This is a genomic window from Acidicapsa dinghuensis, from assembly GCF_025685685.1.
Classification (GTDB): Bacteria; Acidobacteriota; Terriglobia; order Terriglobales; family Acidobacteriaceae; genus Acidicapsa; species Acidicapsa dinghuensis.
Window position 1 is genome coordinate 330332 of record NZ_JAGSYH010000007.1, and the last position, 20837, is coordinate 351168.

The 20837-nt window shown below is 57.1% G+C and carries 16 protein-coding genes; 5 read left to right on the forward strand and 11 right to left on the reverse strand.

Going from position 1 to position 20837, the window contains the following annotated elements; genetic code table 11:
- Positions 1–51 precede the first annotated feature (51 nt).
- From OHL22_RS20865 to OHL22_RS20875, 3 genes are all read right to left on the reverse strand, one after another.
- Entirely contained in the window at positions 52–1365 is a 1314-nt protein-coding gene (locus OHL22_RS20865) for a metal-dependent hydrolase family protein (protein ID WP_263341575.1), read from the reverse strand.
- 216 nt (positions 1366–1581) lie between these two features.
- Positions 1582–2592 carry an alpha/beta fold hydrolase gene (locus OHL22_RS20870; protein WP_263341577.1) on the reverse strand — a complete coding sequence of 337 codons (1011 nt, stop codon included), beginning with the start codon at positions 2590–2592 and terminating at the stop codon, positions 1582–1584.
- A gap of 321 nt (positions 2593–2913) precedes the next feature.
- Positions 2914–5307: a GH92 family glycosyl hydrolase gene (locus OHL22_RS20875; RefSeq protein WP_263341579.1), complete on the reverse strand. Its 2394-nt coding sequence runs from the start codon at positions 5305–5307 to the stop codon at positions 2914–2916.
- A 118-nt stretch (positions 5308–5425) separates the two neighbouring features.
- Here OHL22_RS20875 and OHL22_RS20880 point away from each other — a divergent pair, with 118 nt between their 5' ends.
- Positions 5426–5959, forward strand: coding sequence for a hypothetical protein (locus OHL22_RS20880; protein WP_263341580.1), 534 nt, complete (start codon positions 5426–5428; stop codon positions 5957–5959).
- A gap of 81 nt (positions 5960–6040) precedes the next feature.
- On the opposite strand, the gene OHL22_RS20885 is transcribed toward OHL22_RS20880, so the two are convergent.
- The 7 genes from OHL22_RS20885 to OHL22_RS20915 form a co-directional block, all read right to left on the reverse strand.
- The gene (locus OHL22_RS20885; RefSeq protein WP_263341581.1) at positions 6041–7231 is read right to left on the reverse strand and encodes a chitobiase/beta-hexosaminidase C-terminal domain-containing protein; all 1191 of its coding nucleotides are present in this window, start codon (positions 7229–7231) and stop codon (positions 6041–6043) included.
- Between the two features lie 86 nt (positions 7232–7317).
- Positions 7318–8319, reverse strand: coding sequence for a hypothetical protein (locus tag OHL22_RS20890; RefSeq protein WP_263341583.1), 1002 nt, complete (start codon positions 8317–8319; stop codon positions 7318–7320).
- A 321-nt stretch (positions 8320–8640) separates the two neighbouring features.
- On the reverse strand, positions 8641–11379 hold the full coding sequence (metH, locus tag OHL22_RS20895; protein ID WP_263341585.1) for a methionine synthase: 2739 nt from the start codon (positions 11377–11379) through the stop codon (positions 8641–8643).
- The gene (locus OHL22_RS20900) at positions 11376–12506 is read right to left on the reverse strand and encodes a homocysteine S-methyltransferase family protein (protein ID WP_263341588.1); all 1131 of its coding nucleotides are present in this window, start codon (positions 12504–12506) and stop codon (positions 11376–11378) included. Before OHL22_RS20900 ends, metH begins: the two co-directional genes overlap by 4 nt.
- A 93-nt stretch (positions 12507–12599) precedes the next feature.
- Entirely contained in the window at positions 12600–13865 is a 1266-nt protein-coding gene (locus OHL22_RS20905) for a ComEC/Rec2 family competence protein (RefSeq protein WP_263341590.1), read from the reverse strand.
- An 88-nt stretch (positions 13866–13953) separates the two neighbouring features.
- The gene (gene nuoI / locus OHL22_RS20910; protein ID WP_263341592.1) at positions 13954–14421 is read right to left on the reverse strand and encodes an NADH-quinone oxidoreductase subunit NuoI; all 468 of its coding nucleotides are present in this window, start codon (positions 14419–14421) and stop codon (positions 13954–13956) included.
- 47 nt (positions 14422–14468) lie between these two features.
- Positions 14469–15362: a hypothetical protein gene (locus tag OHL22_RS20915; RefSeq protein WP_263341594.1), complete on the reverse strand. Its 894-nt coding sequence runs from the start codon at positions 15360–15362 to the stop codon at positions 14469–14471.
- 293 nt (positions 15363–15655) lie between these two features.
- Between OHL22_RS20915 and OHL22_RS20920 the strand changes: the two genes are divergently transcribed.
- A complete protein-coding gene (locus tag OHL22_RS20920) occupies positions 15656–16000 on the forward strand; it encodes a PadR family transcriptional regulator (RefSeq protein ID WP_263341596.1) in 345 nt (114 codons plus the stop codon).
- A 56-nt stretch (positions 16001–16056) separates the two neighbouring features.
- A complete protein-coding gene (locus OHL22_RS20925; protein WP_263341598.1) occupies positions 16057–18759 on the forward strand; it encodes an ABC transporter permease in 2703 nt (900 codons plus the stop codon).
- Between the two features lie 201 nt (positions 18760–18960).
- Here OHL22_RS20925 and OHL22_RS20930 read toward each other — a convergent pair whose 3' ends face one another.
- A complete protein-coding gene (locus tag OHL22_RS20930) occupies positions 18961–19131 on the reverse strand; it encodes a hypothetical protein (RefSeq protein WP_263341600.1) in 171 nt (56 codons plus the stop codon).
- A gap of 96 nt (positions 19132–19227) precedes the next feature.
- Here OHL22_RS20930 and OHL22_RS20935 point away from each other — a divergent pair, with 96 nt between their 5' ends.
- The gene (locus OHL22_RS20935) at positions 19228–20403 is read left to right on the forward strand and encodes a DEAD/DEAH box helicase (RefSeq protein WP_263341602.1); all 1176 of its coding nucleotides are present in this window, start codon (positions 19228–19230) and stop codon (positions 20401–20403) included.
- 56 nt (positions 20404–20459) lie between these two features.
- Complete coding sequence (locus OHL22_RS20940; protein WP_263341604.1) at positions 20460–20822, forward strand: CxxC-x17-CxxC domain-containing protein; 363 nt, start codon at positions 20460–20462, stop codon at positions 20820–20822.
- The last annotated feature ends 15 nt before the right edge of the window (positions 20823–20837 follow it).

Sequence of the window (20837 nt, forward strand, 5' to 3'; positions counted from 1 at the left end):
TTTGCTTGGATTCGAACATCACATCAGTTCCAATCGTCGACAATCTCAGCCTTACTTCGCCTCCGGCCCCTTATAAACCACCCCAGCCTTCATCACAAACTTCACATCCTGGAACAGCTTCACATCCTGCAGCGGGTCGCCATCCACAGCAATGATGTCCGCCCACTTCCCCGCATCCAGCGATCCAGCCTTATCTGTAATCCCCAGCAGCTCCGCTGCATTCACGGTCCCCGACTGAATCGCCGCCAGCGGAGTCATGTGAATATCGCGCACATACACCTCCAGCTCATGCCCGTTCAATCCATGCGGATACACCGCCGCATCCGTGCCCAGCGCAATATGCACTCCCGACTCATACGCATGGCGGATATTCTTCTTCGCCACCGCGCTCACATCGCGCATCTTCTGCGCATAAAACGGCGGCAGCTTGCCATACTCCAACTGCCAGTCTTCGAGATACAGCGTCGGCACCAGCCACGTCCCATGCTTCTTCATCTCCGCAATCCCTGCGTCATCGATATAGCTACCATGCTCGATCGAATCAATCCCCGCCTCGCTCGCCCACAAAATGCCCTGCGCGCCATGCGCATGCGCCGCCACCTTGCGGCCAAGCCGGTGCGCATCAGCCACAATTGCCTTCAACTCTTCCAGCGTGTATTGCGAAGCCTGCGGATCGTCACCCTTCGACAACACACCACCCGTCGCGCACACCTTGATCACATCCGCCCCATACTTGATGTTCTGCCGCACCTTCTGCTGTACCGCCGCAATCCCATCCGCCACACCGTCGCCGACAATGTGGTACTGAAACGGCAGCAGATTGTCATCGCAGTGACCGCCTGTAATACCCAGCGCAGGCCCGCTCACCAGCATGTGCGGCCCTGGCACTTGGCCTGCATCAATCGCATCACGCAGATCCACGTCCACATAATCATCCGCGCCCACATTGCGTATCGTCGTAAAGCCGGCCAGCAGCGTCTTCCTGGCATTCACCACACCATTGATCCCCTGCTTGCCATCCGTACCCGTCAGCTCTTTGTACGGATCGAACTCCGTGTTCATAGTGATGTGCGTATGCGCATCAATCAACCCCGGCGTTACCGTCATCGATCCAAGATCGACCACCTTGTCGCCCGCCTGTGACTGCACACTCGAAGTCGCGCCGATAGACACGATCCGGTCGCCCTGCACCACAATCGTCTGCGCATCCAGCGTCTTGCCCGTATGCACATCCAGCAGATGCCCGGCACGCACCAGAGTGCGTCCCGCAGCCGCCTCCTGCGCCAGACTCATCGTTGTGATGGAAGAAAAAGAAACCGCCGAAACCACCAGCACAGAAGCAAAGGACAGACCGCGAACACGCATCGCATCAACTCCTCGGGCCCTCAGGCAAAAAGTTGTAAACCGATGCAAGAGAGTGTAGCAAGGGCCGCAAATATTCCCTAGCCATATCGCCTCTCACTTGTCATCCTGAGCGAAGGATCTGCTTTCGGAATCTGCTTGTCTGCAAGCTCAGAGGTCTTGCTTGAGACTGGTGTCTACGACTAGGCTATGACGCACCCTCCATCGAGACTGAGCGGCTTACTGCATCTTAGCCAGAAACGTATTCATCTCCCGAATTACATCCGCCTCATTCGACTCGAAGATAAAGTGATCTGCATGCGGAATGCGCACCACTCGCGCAGTCGGATTGCCCGCTTCAAACGCATTCACCTGCGCCCCTACAATCGCCAGGTCATCTGCTTCAGCCTTCGCCTTCGCGGCCGCATCCAGGTCCTTCATCGGCCCCAGATTATGTGGCACCGCAAAGATCGCCAGCGCCGGACACTTCACTCCGGTGAACTGCTCCACGCCGCGCAGCACCGCTGACCCATACTCCACATCCGGCGAATCCGGCGGCGCTGGCTGGTCCTTCACAGTTTCCAGGTGCTTCTGCTGCGCCTCAAAGTCTTTCTGCAACCGCGGCAGCGTCACCTCCAGCATCTCCTTCACCATCTCCTTACGTTCCTGCGTCGACTGCGGCCCTGTAAGCTGCCACAACTCATGCCGCGCCATCGCCATGTCCATAATCGGGTCGGGATTCTCTGCCTTCGGGTCGTAATACGCATACGGATAGCCGGCATCCAGGTACACCAGCCCTGCTACACGCTCCGGAAAACGCGTCCCGATCGAGCTCAGTTCTTCTCCCGCAATCGAGTGCCCCACCAGCACCGGCTTCTCGATCTTCAGCTGATCCATTACCGTCAGCACATCGTCCGCCAGCCGCGTGGCCGAGTAGTTGTTGCTATCCGGCTTCGGACCATCCGATTTGCCATACCCTCTGCGCGAAATTCCATACACATGGTGCGCACTCGTAAACTTCAGCGCGAACGTATCAAACACATGCGCATCGCTTCCCAACCCGGCCAGAAAGATCAGCGGAGACCCGGTCCCACCCCAATCAAGAACCTCCAGCTTCACCCCCGGCTCAACCGTGACGAACTGCACGGTATGCGATGAAGTATCCGCCGGCTTCGGAGCCGCTGCCTGCCCATGCGCCTCCACCACTGCCATCAGCCCAACAGCCACCAGCTCGGTCCAGCGAAGTTTCATTTCTGCCCCTTACCTCCGATCACCCTATGTAGCAAACGATATAGCGCGCCGTCAAGGAGTACCTCCGTAGCTCACCTTGCAATTCGCGAATAGTTCTTTTCAGACCGAGGAGAGGGGTAACCGCATATCTATCGGCAAGAGTGCGCGCATGGCAAACCTGTTGCACACCGATTGCGCATCGTCATGCACGGATTGCCACTTGTCGCGCAGCGATTGCGCATTGCACCACGCCGATTGCGCATCGTCGGACAAATATTGCGCATCCTCACGCAAACATTGCGCAGTGAAACCCGCCCCTAACATTTCACGAGCAGCAATCCTCTAAACCCCAGCCGTCCGTGGCGGCAGCGACTCCGGCGAGCTAGCCCACTTCATGTTCGGCTCCGGCCCCATCGTCAGTTCCAAAATGCCGCCAGCCACAATCTCCGCATGGCGAATCCACGCCCGGTCAATCGCCTTCCCATTCAGCCGCGTCGACTGGATATAGATATTCCCTGCCCCATGCCCACGCGCCTCAACAGTAAAACTGCCACCCCGGTACCACTCCCGATCCAGATGAATCGTCGCCTTGCGAAATAGCGGACTGCCCAGGATATAAATTCCATCTCCCGGACAAACCGGATAAAAACCTACTGCCCCAAGCACATACCACGCCGACATCTGCCCCACGTCATCATTGCCGACAATGCCGTTCACATCGTTGTGATAGGCATGCTCCAGAATCTGCCGTGCCCACTTCTGCGTAAGCCACGGCTTGCCCGCATACACAAACAGATACGGAATATGGTGCACGGGCTCGTTGGAGTGGTTGTAATACGGATTCCAGCCAAAGTTTTCGGGCGTCTTCTCGAAGAAATCTTCCAGAGCACTCGCAAATTGTTCGTGGCCCATGACCTCAATCAACCCTGCAACATCATGCGGCACAAACCACGACTGCTGCAGCGGATTGCTCTCAGTGCATCCCTGCCCAAACTCGGTCGCGCCCTTCCACGGAATCCACTTGCCATCCCTATCTTTGGCGCGCATGCTCTGCACTTCTGCGTCGTAGATCTTGCGGTAGTTCTGGCTGCGTTGCGTGAAGGTTTCCGCGTCTTCAGTCTTGCCTGTATGCTTCGCCAGCTGTCCAACACACCAATCAAAGTAGGCATTATCCAGCGTCCATGAAACCTGGTCTGGCACAAAGCCATGCTGCATATAGAACTCGTTGTCAGGACGATTGGTTTTCGCGTCAGTTCCAGCCGCTGTCTGACGGCAGGCAGCATACGCCTTCTCTACATCGAACTTGCGAATGCCCTTTACGTAGGCATCGAGAATGACTGATGTCGCCGGATCGCCGTCCATGCAGCCGCTGTACGCATTCATCAGCTCCCAGCGCTCCAGATAGCCTTTGCCGCTCAGCTCAGCGAGATTCACAAGCGAGTTGATCTGATCATTGACGATCGCGGGCTTAATGAGCGTCAACAGCGGCATCTCACCGCGATAGACATCCCAGCCGCTGAAGACGGTGCGAGGCGTAAAATCCGCGGTCTGATGGATCTTTCCGTCGCCAGCTTTATAGCGGCCATCAACATCCGTCATCGTTCGCGGATCGAGCAGTGCATGATAGAGGGCGGTCGAGAAGATCACCTCCTGCTCATGCGTGGCTCCCTCGATATCGATGGCCGAGAGCGCCGAGTCCCATTGTTTTGTAGCCTCTCTGCGCACGGCATCGAAGTCCCAGCCGGGAATATCGTGCTGGAGGTTTTTGCGCGCGCCTTCGATATCGACGAATGAGATACCTGCCTTCGCCAGCACCTTTTCATCTTTAGCGGTGTTGAACTCCGTGAAGAAGCCTAGATGATCTGCTTCCATCTCGCGGCAGCAGTCGATAACATGCGCCTGCTGAGCGCGCCGATAAAACTCCTCGGACTGCATCTGATCGCTGACCATGCCGTCGCCGAAGTTGAACCCGCTAATGTCGATTGTCCAGACACCGAAGCGGGTTAACGGCTTTGAGAACTCCATGCGGAAATACGCTGTATAGCTCACATGGCCGTCACCGTTGCCCCAGCCGCCACCGGAATCAGGGCATTGCATCCAGCCTTCGATTGCATTGCCGCTCACCACCTTTACGTATTGCCGTGTTGAGGTGCCTGCGATACGGCGCGCGAGATCAAGCTGAATACGCGATTGTGACGACTCGGGAAACGTGAAGCGGAGAATGCCGGCATGCGATGTCGCGGTGAGCTCGGCGCGAATCTTGTAGCGATCCAGATCGATTGCGTAATAACCCGCTTCTACTTTTTCTGTCTCGTGACGGAACGGCGAGCGCCAGCCTTCCTCGGGATGAGCAATACGGCCGCTTGCAAACTTCAATGGACCGGTGGTCGGCATCGTCAGCAGATTGCCAAAGTCGCCGTACCAACCTACACCGCTCATGCGCGTGAAGCTGAACCCTTCGATGGTCGTGTGTTCCCAGGAATATCCCGGAGCGTTGTCGCCACCGGTGATGGTGTCTGGCCCAAGCTGCACAAGACCAAATGGAGTGGCCGGTCCCGGATAGGTTTTGCCTTCGCCGAGCTTGGTGCTGGTGCTTGCTCCGATGAGCGGATTGATTCTGCTCGACAGACCCTCGGTGTGGCCCTCGGTTTGGGCGGCGGCATTCTTCAGATACAACGATCCGACTCCGAGAGCGGATGTGTAGAGAAATCGGCGACGAGAAAAAGGGAACGTCAACGGGTGCTCCTATGCAGTTCTTCGAAAGAAATCAATGCGATTGTCAGTGTAGCGTGGCTATGCTGCCACCATTTCATTTCGAGTCAGGATTGGCTGAATTCGGAGTAGGATGTTCGGCATGGGTGAACCAGAGCGCGACGCTATCGATATCTACTTCCTTTTGTACCCGATGCTGGATGCTGGCCAGAAGGAGACTTCTGAAGGACGGAAAGCACATCAACTTGCGCAGAAATACCGCACATTCAGCAGGGACTCGGACAATCTTGCGGCCTTCGCCAGGATCGTACACATGATCGAGCGGCAACTGTTGGAAGAGCGGCGACTGCTCAAGAAGAAAGGTGCAGAACAGGAGATGCTGGTGCAGCGTCTTGAGACGTATCACTCGATTGTCCGCATGTTGACGATCGGGCACGATTTCGAAGATTCATCGATTGGCTGGACTGACTATCCAATGCAGAAATTGCCGTCTGAGCTAGAGGCACCGAAGGCTGCCGCGCCACCAAAGAAAGCGAAACTAGCAAAAGCCAAAACCGAAAAGGCGACGCGCCCTGCAAAGAAGCAGTCAACAAAAGCAGCGCCCAAAAAGTCCGCGGTTAAAACCGCGAGGAGACGAACCGTTGGATCACGCTCTACAAAGGCGACTAAGGCATAAGCGAACGCGTGTGCCAAAGCGCTGGGCAAAGGTTTCTCTCCTGACGATCTGGCAAAGCATGCTATGGCCGGAAATCTAAGATTACGGCGCGTAGAAACGCACGTAATCCACGAGAAGCGACTGCGGAAACGTGGTGGATGTGTTGGGACTACCGGGCCAGTCGCCGCCGATTGCCAGATTGAGGATGATGAAGTTACTGGTGCCTGAATCGAAAGGCCACACCGCACCGCTGAGATTTGCGAGGCTGGCCGGATTGGTGTAAGTCACATAAGGGTTCGTGGGATCGTCCACATAGTAGGCGACAGACCCTTTTTTCCAGATCATGCCGTAGGTATGCCAGCCTGCGGCTATCTCTCCGGCGGGAAAGTGGAAGACGGTTCCCAGGCCAGTACTGCCGGTAAAGCCTGTGCCGTGTACGGAGCCTTCATTCCAGTCGGGGGTCGTAGCGGCGTTGACACGCTCCATGATGTCCTGCTCGCCGCAAGCCGGCCAATTCACATGATCGATGTTGTTGCCTAGCGCCCAGAAAGCGGGCCACAGGCCCTGCGCTTCGGGGACCCAGATGCGCGCTTCCAAGCGTCCGTACTGCACGCTGAAGAGGCCCTGCGTTTTCATGCGCGCTGAGGTGTAGACTCCTGTGCTGGGTTGCTGCGACACGATGTGCAGATAGCCGTCTGTCCCGACATAGGCGCTGGGATGAGTTGGATCGCAGGGTGAGGCGTTCGATCCCCAGGCGCAATAGGTCTCCAATTCGTTGTTGCCAAAGCCGCTGTTACCGGTGTCGTAAGTCCAGATGGCAGGGTTGGGTTGTTGATTGCTGCCGGTCGTATTCGTGAACTCGTCACTCCAGACAAGCGTGCCGGATTGGATATTGGGCGAAAAGGTCTGGGTCGTGACGGCGCTGTCGGTTTGGCCGGAGCGTGTGGCGTAGGCTTTGAGCGTCAGGTTTGACGCAATTAAAAATGGCGCCGCGTAGATGGCGGAGGACGCTGTGGGAGCAGTTCCGTCGACGGTGTAGTAAATGGTGGCGCCGGAGGTGGTGGTTGAAAGGCTCACGATCTGCGCGCCTGCGTGTGCCGCATAGGTTGTCACTGCAGGCGCGGTTGCGTTCGCCGGTGTTGTTGAGGACGACGTACTACCGTTGCTGCTACCACAGCCGCAGACTGCAGCCACCAGAGCCATCACTAAGCCAGAAATCATTGGACCTGCCCGCATGCCATTGACCGTGCTGTCTCCGAAACCGAGCTGCGGAGCGTCATGGATTTGTAGCATTCGAAGAGAAACACCGTCAATCAAACGATTAAGCTATCCGGATTAGCCGATCGAGCGATGATGCAACGTCATCATTGCTGACCGGTTTATAGATCTGCTGCAGGTTCGGGGAAGAACTGGCGGAAGGCCTGTTGTGCGCGTTCGCTTCGAGAACGGGCCACGCATTGCGCGATGCGTAAGCGCACGTCAGACGAGGCATAGACGCGGCTGAGCGCCTCGAGCGCGGAGGCTGCCTGGCGCGGGTCACGCTCGATCAAGCCAAGCAGAAATTCCAGGCTCTCCTGAGTACGTGAGACGGCGATAGCCTGGTCAAGGATGGAAACGAACCAGGGGTCAGCCCCGTAGCGACGGCGGTCGATGAGCGCCTGAACGGCGGCGGAATCATGCGTTTCCGCCAAGGCGAACGCGGCTTCTGATGCGGCCTCTTCGCCGTGGTCAAGAAAGTCGGCAACGAGCGAGATGGTGCCGAGGCGATCGTTGTTCTGCATCCTGAGCAGCGCAGAGAAACACGCGCCAAGAACCTCAGGCTCCTCTTTACGCAACAGCACGCGAAGCTTGAGCAGCAAAGCAGACGAGACGCCGCCAACCTGGCCAACGGCACGCACTGCTTCGATGCGGACGGTCTTGTCCGGGTCGAGCATCGGTTCGAGAAGGATATTGAGTAGCGCAGCTTCGGTGAGTTCGGAGCACTCGACAAGAACCTGGGCGCAAGTAGCACGGAGCGCGCCGGCGGTATCTGACTGTCCGCCCCAGACTGGCTCTTCCTGAAAATGGCGAAGGCCGCGCAGGTAAACGGCAGCATCGCGGCAGCCGAGTTTGACCAGAGCTTTTACCAACGCATTCTTGGCCCAGCACTGGGGGTCACGCTTAACGGGGTCAATAAGAAAACGATCGAAAGCCGCAAGGATTTGCGGAAGCAGCCCGGTTACTTCGTGCTCGGCTACGAGCTTCGCTACTTTCGCAACGAGGTAGTTATTCTCGCTCTCAAGGGTACGGCGAAGACGTGCGATGTCGGCTTCATCGGGCGTGCGGCCGCTCATGGACTCGAGAATAGCCAGCTCGCGTTCAAAGGATCGATGCACGGGCATTCGGACTCGTGTCTGGCTACCGGACGTTTTTTCCGACATCAGATTCATCTCCAAATACCTCGCGACGAGCAAACGCTAAGGCAACGAAAATCCCATAAATGCGGAACGCAGTCTTCGTTGGGAACTATGTGATCGATATCCGACGTCTATTCGACACGGTTTCCCTGCGCCTTCCCCCGAAGGCACCCATAGGCCTCAACTTTACACAGAACTTCGCCTGTGCTGCCTGCTTTCGGCTCCAAAGTATGAAGCTGTAGTAAAAGGGTACCGCGAACGGCCATCGTTTCGAAGAAAAAGTAATTAAGCTGCCAAATGCCTGGATCAGCGGGCCGGATCGTAGCCGAGATTGGGTCCGAGCCAGCGCTCAACCTCGGCCACTGGCATCTGTTTGCGGCGTGCGTAGTCTTCGGTCTGATCGCGGGCTATTTTGCCGAGGCTGAAGTATTTGGCCTCAGGATGGGCGAAGTAAAGACCGCTTACACTCGATCCGGGCCACATGGCGAAGGACTCGGTGAGCTGGATGCCTGTGCTGGGCTCAACCGAGAGCAGATGCCAGAGAGTTCCCTTTTCAGTGTGGTCGGGGCAGGCAGGGTAGCCGGCCGCAGGACGGATGCCGCGATACTGCTCCTGAATGAGCTCGGCGGGAGCGAGATTCTCTGAGCGACCATAGCCCCACTCATCGCGGACACGCTTGTGGAGGCACTCTGCAAAAGCCTCGGCGAGGCGGTCGGCGATAGCCTCGGCCATGATGGCGTTGTAGTCGTCATGCGCAGCTTTGAAGCCGTCGCAAAGCTCACGCAGGCCGATACCCGTAGTGACGGCGAAGGCACCGATGTGATCAGCGAGACCGGTTTCTGCGGGAGCGATAAAGTCTGAGAGCGAACGGCAGGGCTCGGACGCGTCGCGGTCGGGTTGCTGACGAAGGAAGTGGAAACGGTCTAGCACCTGGGTGCGCGATTCGCCGGTGTAGAGATCTACATCATCACCGACGGAGTTGGCAGGAAACAGGCCGTACACGCCGCGTGCGGTAATGAGTTTCTCCGCGATGACGCGATCGAGCAGAGCGTTGGCTTCGGTAAAGATCTGGCGCGCCTGCTGACCTTGTTTTTCGTCGTCGAGGATGCGCGGATAGACGCCTTTGAGCTCCCAGGTATGGAAGAACGGAGTCCAGTCGATGTATTCGCGGAGGGTCGAGAGCGGGAAATCTTCGAGGACGCGGACACCGGTGAATTCGGGCTGAGGAATATCTTCGCTACGCCAGGTGATCGGCGTGCGGCGCTCACGGGCGGTCTCGATCGGTATAAGTTTCAGCGTCGGTGCAGCATGCTTCTTGCGGATCGCGTCGTAGCTGGCACGATGCTCGGCGATGAAGGCATCGCGACTCTCATCACTGAGCAGGCTGGTGGTAACGGGCACGGCACGGCTGGCGTCGAGAACGTGCACTACGGGCTGGCTGTAGTGAGGAGCGATCTTGATGGCGGTGTGTGCGCGGCTGGTGGTGGCTCCGCCGATGAGGAGTGGAAGGCGAAAGCTCTGGCGCTCCATTTCGCGGGCAACGTGAACCATTTCGTCGAGTGAGGGGGTGATGAGACCGCTGAGGCCGATGACGTCGGCTTTCTCAGACTTTGCGCGTTCGAGGATCTTTTCGGCGGGGACCATGACGCCCATGTCGATGACTTCGTAGTTGTTGCAGGCGAGGACTACGCCGACGATGTTTTTGCCGATGTCGTGTACATCGCCTTTGACGGTGGCGAGGACGATCTTGCCTTGGGTCTTTACGGCATAGCCAGCTTCGGCCATGGCGGCTTTTTCGGCTTCCATGAAAGGCGTGAGCCAGGCTACGGCTTTCTTCATGACGCGGGCGGATTTAACGACTTGAGGCAGGAACATTTTGCCTGCACCGAAGAGGTCGCCGACGACGCCCATGCCATCCATCAGGGGCCCTTCGATCACCAGCAACGGGCGGCCTAGCTTGAGGCGCGCTTCTTCGGTATCGGCGTCGATGTAGGTGTCGATGCCTTTGACCAGTGCATGAGAGAGACGCTCTTCGACAGTGCCGTTGCGCCACTCTTCGGTTTTCTTTTCGGCAGTCCCGGTTGAAGCGCTTGAAGCTTTGAGAGCTTCGCCGAATTCGACAAGGCGCTCGGTGGCGTCGGGGCGGCGATTGAGCAGGACATCTTCGACGAGAACTTTCAGCTCGGGCTCGATCTCTTCGTAGATCTCAAGCTGACCGGCGTTGACGATGCCCATGTCGAGGCCGGCGCCGATCGCGTGATACAGGAAGGCGGCGTGCATGGCTTCGCGGACTTTGTTGTTGCCGCGGAAGCTGAAGGAGATGTTGGAGACACCGCCGCTGACTTTGGCATGCGGCAGGTTGGCCTTGATCCAGCGCGTGGCTTCGATGAAGTCGACAGCGTAATTGTTGTGCTCTTCCATACCGGTAGCGACGGTAAGGATATTGGGATCGAAGATGATGTCTTCGGCGGGAAAGCCGATTTCGTCAACGAGCATCCGATAGGCGCGCTCGCAGATACGAATCCTGTCAGCGAATGTAGCGGCTTGTCCCTGCTCGTCAAATGCCATGACGACGGCCGCCGCACCGTACTTGAGAATGGTGGCTGCCTGCTGGCGAAATTTCTCCTCGCCCTCTTTGAGTGAGATGGAGTTGACGATGCCTTTGCCCTGCATGCACTTGAGCCCGGCAACGATAACCTCCCACTTGGAGGAGTCGATCATGAAGGGAGCTTTTGCAACTTCGGGCTCGCTGGCGAGCAACAACAGGAATCGCTGCATGGCGGCGACGCCATCGATCATGCCCTCGTCCATGCAGATATCGACGACGTTTGCGCCGTTTTCCACCTGCTGACGGGCAATGGCTACTGCCTCTTCATATTTGCCGTCTTTGATGAGCTTGGCGAAGCGGGGCGAGCCGGCGACGTTGGTGCGTTCGCCGATCATCATAAAGACGCCGCGCTGCTGCGTGAACGGCTGTGAACCAGAGAGTCGAAGTGGCCTGAAGGCTATCTCGGTTGAGAATTCAGTATCTGCGAGCTGACTCATGCGGCGTTTTCACCCAACTGACTCGCACGGCGTGCATCGAGTGGACGCGGAGCAACACCTTCGAGAGCTTTGGCGATCGCGGCGATATGCTGGGGGGTATTGCCGCAGCAACCGCCCGCGATGTTGATGAGACCATCCTTGCCGAATCCTCCGAGGAAGCGAGCCATGTCTTTGGGCTCGAGATCAAAGCCGGTGGGCGAGAGTGGGTTGGGCAGGCCTGCGTTCGGATAGCAGGAGATGGCGACGTCGGCCTTCTCGGAGAGTTCTTCGAGGAACGGATACATGAGGTCAGGACCGAGCGAGCAATTGAGCCCAACAGACAGCGGACGCGCGTGCTCTACTGCATTCCAAAAGGCTTCGACGGTCTGCGCGGAGATCATGGTTTCTCCGCCACGGCCTACGGCTGCGGAGATCATGACGGGCAGTTCTTTTTCGCCGGTAAGACCATCTTCGTCGAAGACTTCACGGATAGCGACGAGGGCAGCCTTGGCGTTGAGCGAATCGAAGATGGTTTCGACGAGTAGAAGATCGGAACCGCCAGCGATGAGTGCGCGGACCTGTTCGGCATAAGCTGTTTTGACCTGATCGAAGGTGACGACGCGGAAGCCGGGATCATCTGCATCGGGGGAGTTTGAGAGCGAAACAGTGAGGGGACCGATAGCTCCGGCGACGAAGCGCTGTCGGCCGGTCTCGTTGGCGACGCGATCAGCCCACTCGCGGCACTGGCGAGCGGATTGCTCGTTGATTTCCCACGCGAGGCTGCTGAGCGACTTGTCTTCGATGATCTTCTGGTAGAACTCAGGATCTTTGCGGCCGCCGTGTTCGCGCGGATCATCCACGAAGAATTCGCTTTGCGAGATGCTCGTAGCGCCGAAGGTGTTGGTCTCGATGATGTCCGCACCTGCATCGAGGAAACGGCGGTGAATATCACCGATCATCTTTGGCTGCGTCAGCGAAAAGAGATCTCCATTGTTGAGAAGATCCTTCTTCGAGTCTTTGAAGCGATCGCCGCGGATATCCGCCTCAGCCATGCTGTAGGTGCGAATGGTTGTGCCCATCGCGCCATCAATGATGGCGATGCGGCTTTCGAGCACCTTTTGCAGAGGATGTTTGCGGACTGGCTTCATGGTTGATCCCTGATTGATTCCTGAAGTTAGAACAAAGAATCCCTTAGTTGATTATACGTTCCCGTGTTCCTTACAGTGCGACGCCAGCAATGGCTATGAACTGCGATACGGGCCGAAAGCACCTGTTACATTGGCATCTTCGTTGCCATCGTCGATCACAAATACGCGATATTCTTCACCGCCGGGTGCGACGCGAACGAGTACATGCCCTTGCTTGCTCTTAAAGCGATCTGAAAATCTGCCACTGACAACTCCTGCGGCAGGATGCAGACCGAGGCAGAAAACATCGCGTTGCTCAGGGTAAAGAGATGTGCTGGAGATATTGGCCAGGGATGAAATCGAGGCATGCGCGGCGTGCCAGCTTTGCAGTATCCAGACGCGCGGTTTGAGAGCCTGGACAAAGGCTGGGCCACAGGCATCGAAGTAAGCGTGGTGGTTGCAGGTGGCTACATCCACAGGGCCGGCAGCTTGCGCTACAGGTGTTTCGATATCCCGCCACGGATCGCGGCCATAGTTGGTGAGACAGTTCAGGTCTGCGCCGGTGAAATATGTGAATTTGCCATAGCGCAGGCGAAGCGCGATGGAGAGCATATTTTCCGATTCGATCTCGTCTTTTGGGGCGATTGCGCCTGAGGGGATGAGGATGCGGTTCTCCTCACCCTGCCCGGTCCTGATAGCGCCGCTGGATGAGAGGATTCGTATTTCGAACTGAGAATCACTCTGCCGTGCGTGCCGTTGAATAAGTTGAATAATCTGATTGACTGATCCGGGCCGTGCACGTTCCACGCGCGTCTCGCGCTGTTGGACGGACTGAACGAAGCGGATGTAGTTGAGTGCAGTCGGAGCAGCAACTTTGGTTGGAAAATCATAGTCCGGAAAACCGCGATCAATGAGTGTCGTTATCGGAATGACTTCAGCTACATCTGAGATTCCGGTAAGACGATAGTCACCGTAGCTTGATCGCGGTGAAGAATCTGTTACGTCTCCCACGTGGTCGCCGTGCAGATGTGTCGCTAAGGCATAGTCGAGTTTTGCATGGCCGGTGGCAGTGAGCTGCCGCTGAACATAACGCGCGATCCATTCGCCGGGCCTGCGCGATTCATCTGGTCGCGCGGGGCATACGGCGGGACCACGAGTGCTTGTCGCTCCGGCATCGATGAGAAGCGACGTGCCATCAGGCATAACCACCAGAGTCGCATTTCCGCGTCCGGTGTTGATGTGATGCAGATCCAGCATTCCCCGCGACCACTGCGGGAGAACAGGCATGGACGAATCTGCCCAAATAGAGGATGAGAGTCCGGGCATTGCGGTGACCAGAGCGACTTCGCCGGAGCTACGCAGAAATTTGCGCCGGTTCATACAATTTGAGTCCTGAGAAATGACTCGGGGTGTATAAAAACTTCTCGAACGAGAAGAGAGCCTTTGCGCTCGTCTCCGTACAAACTCTCTACCGGGCTGTGAGAGACGCCACCGGCACCAACATGTCTTCTTTACGCATGACGAGGTTGGTAGCGTTGAGGCTGGCCAGCTCGAATCCGTGCCCATGAGTAATGGCATCGGTGGGGCAGGCCTCGACGCAGTATCCGCAGAAGATGCAGCGGTTGTAGTCGATATTGTAGGTCTTCGCGTAACGCTCGCTGGAGGAGATGCGCTTCTCTTCTGTATTGTCCGCTGCCTCGATGAAGATGCAGTTGGAGGGGCAGGCAGCGGCGCAGAGGAAGCAGGCTACGCATTTTTCCAGGCCATTTTCGTCGCGCTGCAACTCGTGCTTGCCACGGAAGCGCTGCTCGAATTTGGCGCCGCGCAACGGGCCGGGGCCATCCGGGTAGTTTTCCACCTGAGTTGGCTCAAGCATCTCCCGAAAGGTAATGCTCATTCCCTTCGCGATTCCGGCGATATTGCGCGCGATCGACATGGTCACAGTATACGATGCTCTGCGGCCATAGGTCGGTCGCTTAATACTCAATTGCTCCTGTGACCCGGTGGATTGGATTGTCCTTTGTTGTTAGCCGGAGGGGTCGTGACCGGCTTTCTGGCGGGTCTGGCTTTTTTCGTTTTCTCCGGCGGTGTTCCAGTGCAAAGATTCGATTCCTGGCCTGATGCCAGAATGGCCAGGGCCGGATCAATCTGGCCGGGGTTGGCGCGGCAGAGCCGGTGCTCCATGGTTTCGGCATGGTCGCCGCTCAGTCCCTGGGTCTGTTCGAGGCCGGTCGAGGGATCGACGCTGTATTCAAACACGTAGTCCTGCGCGGGCTTGGCGCCCCCGTAATCGTAATGATTCCAGGTGGCCAGGACTTCGCGACCAGGCAGCTCTGTAAGCAGGCCATAGACCTGCGAGCGGGTGACGCCATCCACATTGCCTCCGCCAGAGAGCACAGCGGCCTGGTCGCCACGCATCCAGCGGGCACGCCAAGCGTGATCCGAAGCACTGTAGTAGAGCGTTGTAAAGAAGGTAGTTGGGGCATCGCAACCGAAGCAGTCGGAGTAGACAAGACCCAGTTCCGGGATGGGAGAGCCCTGACCGGCGAAGTTGGTCCAGCCAACCATGCGCGGATTAACACCATGCAGCAGCGGCTGCACCTCATGCTTGGTCAAGGAAACCGCCCAGAAAGTATAGGTGTCGCTGGCGGGTAGAGACTGCGGTGTTGGGCGGTCAGAGGTAATGACCAGCGCCGAATCCCAGGCGACTCCAATCTCGCGAAGTTGCGTGTACTTTTCGGCGGTGAGAGCGCGATTTACCCACTGGATGACCTGATCGTCATTGGGATCGGATGAGCGATGAAAGCTAACCCAGTGAAATGTGTTTGGCGCAGGCTGTGCCTCGGCGTGCTGGGTCATCAAAATAACGGTCAACATCGCGCAAGCAGTGATTGAAAAACATATTGATTGCAAAGTCCGGTTTCGACTTGCGGAAAGACGGGCCGTTCGAAGAGGTAGGAGCAGCCTGAACCATCGCATGATTCCAGTATCCAACGTGAATCTGGACCGGGGTAGAGAGAAACCGGAATCGGCGTTGCCAGTTCAGGTTCGGGCGCATGGATAAGAGATGGTGTTTTTCGTCGGCATCGGTGGAGTGATGCCGGGCGTTTTGTTTTTCTGCAGCAATTTCCGTTGACATGCAATCTTTTTCTGCGTAGTCTTCCCATAATATGTTTAGGGAAGAACAGCCGGAGACAGGCGACCTGATCCAGGGAACGCTGGAAATGCTCGTCTTGAAGGCATTGTTGCGTGGTCCGTTGCACGGATATGCGGTTGCCGAATGGATTCATGAGACCTCGCAGCAACTCTTAAAGGTGGAGGAAGGCGCGCTGTACCCTGCGCTGCATCGACTGGAGTTGCGTGGCTTCCTTGAGAGCAGATGGGGGTTGTCTGAGAACAATCGCCGCGCCAAATACTACGAACTGACCGCGGAAGGCACGAAGAGGCTCAACGCGGAATCGCAGCGATGGACGCGGCTTTCGGCTGCCGTCGCCTTTGTGCTGCAGGCTTCCTGAACGACTTCCCGTGAAAGCGAATCTTTATAGCGGAGCCCAGAACCGGAGATTTTGGCATGAGTCCTCAATGGGCAGAATTCAGCGGGAAAATTAAAGCGCTCTTCCATAAGCGATCAATGGATAGCGAGATGGCGGAAGAGTTGGAGCTGCATCGGGTAATGATGTGGGAAAAGCTGCTGCGGCAGGGCGTGAGCGAGACGCAGGCTGAGCAAGCTGTGGCGCGGCGTTTTGGGAACAGCGGCAGGTGGCATGAGCGGCTGCGCGAAGTTCGCCAGTTTCGTGGACTGGAGAATCTGCTGCGCGATATGCAGTTTTCCGCCCGGCTGCTGCGCAAGTCGCCGGGATTTACGGCTGTTGCGGTGATCACTCTGGCACTGGGCATCGGTGCGAATACGGCGATCTTTTCGCTGATCAATGCGCTGCTCTACAAATCGCTTGCTGCGCCAAATGCACAACAACTTGCGGTAATTGGCTATATACAGGGCAACGGACAGCCTGAGTACGACTTCCCTTATCCGTACTTTCAGAAGCTGGATGCGCGGAAGGACATGTTTCAGAGTGTCTTTGCTTTTGACAGCAAGGTCATGCAGGTCAAGAGCGCTGAGAGCAATGAGAACGTGCCGGGACAACTGGTCAGTGGAGAATTCTTTGAGGCTCTTGGAACGGCGCCGCTGACTGGACGCTATCTGACCCCGGCGGATGATGTCGAGGGCGGTAGTCCCACGGGATTTGCGGTCGTAATCAGCGAGGGTTTTTGGACCAAGTGGTTTCATCGCGGGCCCGAAGCGATCGGCAGCAAACTGGTCATCGCCAATGTGCCCTTTACGATTGTGGGAGTGATGCCCAAGTCGTTTGTGGGCGCTGACCCGACGCAGAGGCCGGAGATTTTCGTGCCGCTCAATGCGGACGCGATCATAGCTGCACCACATAACAACATCGCCGATGGAATGCATGCGTGGTGGCTCACGGTAATGGCGCAGATGAAGCCCGGAGATACGTTAGCGCATGTTAACGCCGGGCTTGAGAGTGTTTCCAAAGCGATTCAGCTTGCGTCCGCTACCGATCCAGAGCTACGGCACGATGCGGAAACACAACCGTTTCGGTTTGTGGCCGAACCGGGATCGGGTGGATTCGCTTATGCGCGGTTTGTGTTTCGCAAGCCTCTGATGACGATGTTTGCGATGTGCGTTGGAATTCTCGTGCTTGCCTGCGTGAACCTGGCGAGCTTGCTGATGGCGCGCAGTGCGGCGCGAGAACGCGAGCTGGCAACGCGGTTGGCGCTGGGCGCTTCGCGGAAGAGGCTTGTCCAACAATTATTGTCTGAGAGCGCCATGATTGCCCTGCTTGGCACGCTGGCGGGTATTGCCTTGGTTCCGCTGGTGGGCCTTGGGCTCAATTCGCTGGCGATCAGCGATCATAGCGGAAACGATCACGTGCAATTGGCCATCGGTACCGACTGGCGATTGCTGGCATTTACAGCAGCCGTGGCGATGGTGGCCACAATTCTGATCGGATTGATTCCAGCGTTGCAGTCCACTTCGGGCGATCTGAACCAGCAGATCAAGACTGGGCAGCATGCAGCGCAGCCACGTGAACGAAAGAAACTGCTTCCTCGTGTGCTGATGACGTTTGAGGTCGGGTTGGCTCTTGTGCTGGTGGTGGGTGCGGGACTGCTGGCGACGAGTCTTGTGAAGCTGTTTCATTCAGGGCTTGGTTTCGATCCGCAACATTTGGAGAGTATTTCTTTCCGCATGGACAAACAGCAATTGGATGGCGACGCGTTGATGCGGGTGTATCAGCAGATTGGTGACGGCATCAGCCATCAGCCCGGCGTGGTGTCATCCAGTTTTCAATTCATTGTGCCGATCTCTGGTCCTGGGTGGAATGGCCGCTACAATTCGCCAGGCGGAAAACCGGAGATTCTTTGGCTGAATGCCGTCGGCCCGAAGTATTTCGAAACGATGCGCATTCCTATCTTCCAGGGACGCGAGTTTACGTGGAACGACACGAAGGCATCGGGAATGAAGATCACCCTGAATGCTTCGGCAGCGAAGCTCTTGTTTGGCGATCGCAATCCGATCGGGGAAACAGTAGTCGCATCACACGATAAAACGATGTATCAGGTGGTCGCAGTTGTAGGCGATGCAAAATATCGTAATCCGCGGAAGCCTGCGCCGGCTGCTGCTTATGTCCCGTTGGCACAGGGCGACGAAGAGAAGCCTTCGTATAGCGCCGTGGTGCGGGTACGAGGATCGGCAGTGCCTGTGGCTCAGGCGGCACGCGAACTTGCGGCAAAATACGCACCGACGATTCCTGCGCCAGTGATGCTGTCGATGGACGATGTGATCAACAACACTCTTTTTGCGGAACGGATGCTGGCGTGGCTTTCGGTATTCTTCGCGGTTTGTGCGTTGCTGGTGACTGCCATCGGGCTCTACGGAACACTGTCGTATGCGACGGCGCGGCGGACCAGCGAGATTGGCATCCGCATGGCGCTTGGGGCGAAGCGCGGACGGGTGGTTTCGCTGGTGTTTCGCGAGAACGTGGTGGTTGCGGTCACTGGCGCTGTTGCAGGCTTGATTGCTGCGCTGCTTGCGACGAAAGCACTCGCGAGCTTTCTCTATGAGACTTCGCCGCATGATCCATGGATTCTAAGCGCAGCCATTGCGATATTGATTTGCGTTGCGAGCGCTGCATCATTGCTGCCTGCGATTCGCGCGGCCCGCATTGAGCCGATTACGGCGATCCGATACGAATGAGTCTTGCAGCTGTTTACTGATGTGCAATCAAGGGATGCCATGGTTAACGAAAGTGAAACTGTGGTATCCTTAGATTGCGCTCAGTTGTTTGGTTGTGAGCCATTCTTGCTCTCCGGCACATTCGGTGCCCGGAGCACCAGACCGAAACGATTTGCCGGTCCCGATAAGCTAGACTGCCCCGCAAAGATTCTTTCCAAGCCCCTACAGCGTAGCAATCGTCTCGTTTTGAGATAGTTTGCGGCCGTTCGCAGTGACAGGAACGGATAGCAGCCGATGGCAGTGGCCATGGCTACAGGCAGCGTGCGGCAGCACCGGGTTGAGCCAGATCACTTCGCTCAACCGATGGATTGCATCCTCTCGGTTCTTCCCCATCGCATTCAGTACAGGCTCCTTTGCGCGTGATGCCGCGAGTGAGCAACGTAACATGGCCGGCAGCATAGCTGCGTTTGGCCAACCTATAAGGATCAAGTGACTCAGTTTTCAGACTTTGCTATCTCCGATGCGCTCAAGCAGCGCATCGCATCCCTCAACTTTGTAACTCCCACACCAGTCCAGGCTAGCGCGGTTCCTCCAGCTCTGGAAGGCCGCGATGTGCTGGCGACGGCGCAAACCGGCACAGGAAAAACTCTCAGCTTTCTCATTCCGATTGTCGAGCGGTTTGACCGACCGCGCACTCAGTCTTTAGCGGAAAATTCTTCCGCTGCTACGAAGTCATCCAAGGATGCGCGCCGCGCGACGACGCTGATTCTGCTACCGACACGCGAACTTGCGATGCAGGTCGAGGCGGAATTTCTTAAGGTTAGCCCAAATTCACGCAACACTGTCGCACTCGTGGTGGGCGGCATGGCCGAAGGCCCGCAGCTTGAGAAGCTGCGCCGGGGCGCGCGTGTAATTGTAGCGACGCCCGGCCGTCTTGAGGATTACCTGGACCGCAAGCTGGCTCGCCTGGACGGTATCGAAATCCTGGTGCTGGACGAGGTTGACCGCATGCTGGACATGGGTTTTCAGCCTGCGATTCGCCGCATTGCCGATAGCTTGCCGGCAAACCGGCAAACTCTGTGTTACTCGGCGACTCTCGACGCGCCGATTCAGCGAATAGCTCAGGACTATCTCAAAGACCCGGTTCGGATAGAGATCGGTTCTGTCTTGAAGCCTTCGGAAAATGTCGAGTTACAGACATTCGAGGTAGAGCAGAATCAGAAGCAGGAATTGCTTGAGCATCTACTGGAAAATGCCAACGGCAGTTTTCTGGTGTTTGTACGCACGAAGCACGGCGCTGATCGCGTGGCGCAGCGGCTGGTCCGGAATGGACACGCTGCTACGCAAATTCACGGCGACCGCACGCAGGCTCAACGCAATCAAGCGCTTAAGAGCTTTTCCGAAGGCCGCCACCGGGTGCTTGTCGCAACGGACGTAGCGGCACGCGGCATCGACGTGGCTCACGTAGCTCATGTGGTCAACTACGACATTCCCAAAGTGGCGGAAGACTTCGTTCATCGCATCGGGCGCACAGGCCGAGCCAAGAATCGTGGAATCGCTTCCACCTTTGCTTCAGCAGCAGAACGGAGCGATTTAAGGAAAATTGAGAGAAATCTCGGAATTTCTATGAAACGATTTCGGGTCACAGCGCCACAAAACGCGTAGACTAATGTCACCCGCGAAGTCTTACGGGATGGTCCAATATCGAATCGAGGAACACAATGGCTGGAGATCTGCAACTAACCTGTAGCGACTGCGGGCGGGAATTTACCTTTACTGCGGCTGACCAATCTTTCTTTTCAGAACGAGGATTTTCGACGCCGAAGCGCTGCAAACCTTGCAGGCAGGCCAAAAAGGCCGATCAGGGTGGCGGTGGCTACGGCGGTGGATATGGTGGCGGAGGAGGTTATGCTCCGCGTAACACAACGGGAACGACTGTGGTCTGCTCAAGCTGCGGCCAGCAAACCACCGTGCCTTTCGAGCCTCGTGGCGACCGTCCGGTTTTCTGCCGTGACTGCTTCCAGGCGCAGAAAGCATCTGGCGGCGGTGGCGGCCGAGGCCGTGATCGCGGCGGGCGCTACTAACGTAACGATAAGCGC

Bases quoted from the DNA above. Each gene is read 5' to 3' on its own strand.
- OHL22_RS20890 (WP_263341583.1), bottom strand. From the start codon at position 8,319: ATGCCCGTGCATCGATCCTTTGAACGCGAGCTGGCTATTCTCGAGTCC.
- OHL22_RS20915 (WP_263341594.1), bottom strand. From the start codon at position 15,362: ATGTTGACCGTTATTTTGATGACCCAGCACGCCGAGGCACAGCCTGCG.
- OHL22_RS20880 (WP_263341580.1), top strand. From the start codon at position 5,426: ATGGGTGAACCAGAGCGCGACGCTATCGATATCTACTTCCTTTTGTAC.
- OHL22_RS20925 (WP_263341598.1), top strand. From the start codon at position 16,057: ATGAGTCCTCAATGGGCAGAATTCAGCGGGAAAATTAAAGCGCTCTTC.
- OHL22_RS20870 (WP_263341577.1), bottom strand. From the start codon at position 2,592: ATGAAACTTCGCTGGACCGAGCTGGTGGCTGTTGGGCTGATGGCAGTG.
- OHL22_RS20905 (WP_263341590.1), bottom strand. From the start codon at position 13,865: ATGAACCGGCGCAAATTTCTGCGTAGCTCCGGCGAAGTCGCTCTGGTC.
- metH (WP_263341585.1), bottom strand. From the start codon at position 11,379: ATGAGTCAGCTCGCAGATACTGAATTCTCAACCGAGATAGCCTTCAGG.
- OHL22_RS20885 (WP_263341581.1), bottom strand. From the start codon at position 7,231: ATGCTACAAATCCATGACGCTCCGCAGCTCGGTTTCGGAGACAGCACG.
- OHL22_RS20920 (WP_263341596.1), top strand. From the start codon at position 15,656: ATGTTTAGGGAAGAACAGCCGGAGACAGGCGACCTGATCCAGGGAACG.
- OHL22_RS20930 (WP_263341600.1), bottom strand. From the start codon at position 19,131: ATGGGGAAGAACCGAGAGGATGCAATCCATCGGTTGAGCGAAGTGATC.
- nuoI (WP_263341592.1), bottom strand. From the start codon at position 14,421: ATGTCGATCGCGCGCAATATCGCCGGAATCGCGAAGGGAATGAGCATT.
- OHL22_RS20865 (WP_263341575.1), bottom strand. From the start codon at position 1,365: ATGCGTGTTCGCGGTCTGTCCTTTGCTTCTGTGCTGGTGGTTTCGGCG.
- OHL22_RS20940 (WP_263341604.1), top strand. From the start codon at position 20,460: ATGGCTGGAGATCTGCAACTAACCTGTAGCGACTGCGGGCGGGAATTT.
- OHL22_RS20900 (WP_263341588.1), bottom strand. From the start codon at position 12,506: ATGAAGCCAGTCCGCAAACATCCTCTGCAAAAGGTGCTCGAAAGCCGC.